General features: G+C 37.4%; 2 protein-coding genes. One reads left to right on the top strand and one right to left on the bottom strand.

Going from position 1 to position 2550, the window contains the following annotated elements; genetic code table 11:
* Positions 1-835: serine/threonine protein kinase (locus tag ACWATR_RS39345; RefSeq protein ID WP_460345626.1), on the bottom strand; the 835-nt coding region annotated here is incomplete at its 3' end.
* Positions 836-1304: 469 nt separating this feature from the next.
* Between ACWATR_RS39345 and ACWATR_RS39340 the strand changes: the two genes are divergently transcribed.
* The coding region (locus ACWATR_RS39340) for an NB-ARC domain-containing protein (protein ID WP_460345623.1) at positions 1305-2550 on the top strand (1246 nt) is incomplete at its 3' end.

Genomic DNA, 2550 nt, shown 5'->3' with positions numbered 1-2550 from the left:
TTTGCTCTCTCCAAATTAGATTTCCTGTCTTTTTATCTGTTGGAAGATCCATCAATTGAATGCCAGTCACTAATTGCACAAAAGTCCGACCCAGAGCATAGAAGTCTGATTGAGGTACTGCTTGACCATTTACTTGCTCCAATGGAGAGTAACGAGGAGTACTGACAGATGTAATTTCGTATCGTCCTCCCCTACCTGTGCTAGATCCCCCACTTCCACTGACTTTTGCCAAGTAGGTATCAGTCACTCGCCGTGCTACACCAAAATCAATTAATGCAAGTTGTCCACTTGACTGAAGAATTATATTAGAAGGTTTAATATCTCTATGAAAAATTTCTGTACGGTGTACTTCATCAAGGATTTCAACTAACTGTCGAAGCCATTGTAATGCTACGGATTGTGAAATTCGCCCATTAGACTCTAACCATTGTTCTAAATTTTCTCCTTCAAATTTATCCATGATTAAACAATGCAATGTTAGAGAGCTATTATTCGGAATAAAAGTGAAAAAGTCATCTATAGTACTTTTAGGAATACATGGGTGTTCAATAAGCCGTAAGGTGAGAGATTCCCGCTCAATAAGATCAACTAACTGAGGTGTGTTCCATTTTAAAACTTTCATGACTCGCCGCTTACGCCCAGGATTCCATTGAGTGCCGGCATCGTCCACTTCAAAAACTTCCATATAGCTAAATGGGTTTTCGGTAAGCTCTCTTAATGGCTTAACTAGACAAATGCGGTCGTTAATTAGCAATGAAGTCCCACATAAGAGACAGTAACTAACGTCATCAGGATTTTGACGTTGTTTGCAAAGAGGGTTGATACAGTAACCCATATTTTAGTATGTATAACGTAATGCATAGAAATTTACTCACGCTACCTCTTGCTGTCGCAATGGAACAACATATAAATTGAAAATTTTAGGCAGCCTCATTTTAAACATCAATGTATACTACCATTAAATACCTGCATTGCTTAGGAAAAGAAGTAACAAATATCACACTAAACAATAATTACTAGAAGACTCACTGTTTAGCTGAAATGAAAATTCAGTAGCCAATTTCAGTAAATAGCCTTAAGTGTAAGTGCTAATCTTCCTCTTTTCTCTTACCGTACTCCATCCAAGATGTGTCTACGAAAGTAATTCTTATTGTAAGTAACCGACATTAGAAATTTCTATAGTACTTTTTTGAAAAAAATTAACTATAAAATGAAAAATCAAATATGATTGATACAATGCAATCTCCTCTTAAAACTAAGCCTAATCTATAAAAATGCCCATTTCGGGCATTTACTGTGTAAAAATGATTAACAAGGTTACAGTTTTTAGTACTGAATCGCAATTCCAGGCTCCTACTCACTCCTCCCTTAAGCAAACAGGACAGGAGTCACCAAAAGTACTTTTTACGGTGAAAGTTACTTTTGAACTAGCCCTAGCTGTAGTAAATAAGTTAGTATTTGCCAAGAAAGGTAGATATCTATCCGAGGCTGAAATCCTTGTTATAAAGGGAGCGTGGGATGACAATGACTATGAAGAAATAGCAAGTAACTCATCTTACAGTCCTAACTACTTAAAAGGTGGCATAGCCCGTCGATTGTGGGATATGCTTTCTGAAACTATTGGAAATGGCGAACGGGTTGGCAAAAAGAATCTGCGTGATTTTTTGGAACAAGTTACTGAAGAATATTATGCTCAATCTGCGCCAAAAGAGGAGCCGAACTTCCCTGCCAACGACTTAATACAAGTTCTGGGAGGACAACTACCTGATGTGTCTAGTTTTTACGGACGAGTAAAGGAACTAACTCTTTTAAAAGAATTAATAGCTAAACAGCGATGTATATCCTTGGTAGGAGTAGCAGGAATCGGTAAGACTGCATTAGCGGCAAAACTTCTAGCGGAAATTAGTGCAGAATCTCAACCTAGATTTGATTATTTGATTTGGAAATCAGTTGCTCATGCACCACTACTTCAGGATTTAGTAACCGAACTGTTAGATATAATTGAGCCTTTAGAAACACCCTCAAGCTCACCTAAGTATACTCAAGCAATGATTACAATGTTGCTGAAGCAGATGCAATCACGCCGTTGCTTGGTTGTGCTGGATGAATCTGAAGCGTTATTTCAGACAAAAAATTTAGAGCAACGACTAGATTACAGACTATTTTTTCGCCGTTTAGTAGAAGAACAGCATCAAAGCTGTTTGCTCTTGACTAATCGAATTCTGCTTGATGAGCTGAATGATCTGATAGTAGCGAAGCGACCTCTTCGATTTTTTAGAATTGAAGGTTTAGATGAAGATGCGGCAATGCAGTTTTTGTCTGAAAAAGGATTGACTGACACAGAAAAGTGCCATCAATTAATTCAAACTTATCGTGGTAATCCTTCGGAACTAGAGGCAGTAATTGAGAGAATTAATCACTTTTTTTCTGGCAGTACACAAGTATTTTTTCAAAACCCAACAACTCTTGTCAGTAGTAAGTTTGAAGCAATGCTTAATCATGTTTTTGGTCACGTATTGACAGAAATTGAGCGAAAAATTCTGATTTACA

This window comes from Nostoc sp. UIC 10890 (assembly GCF_054786515.1).
The sequence above is the reverse complement of the archived record's forward strand: the minus strand, read 5'-3'. Positions and strand labels throughout refer to the sequence as shown.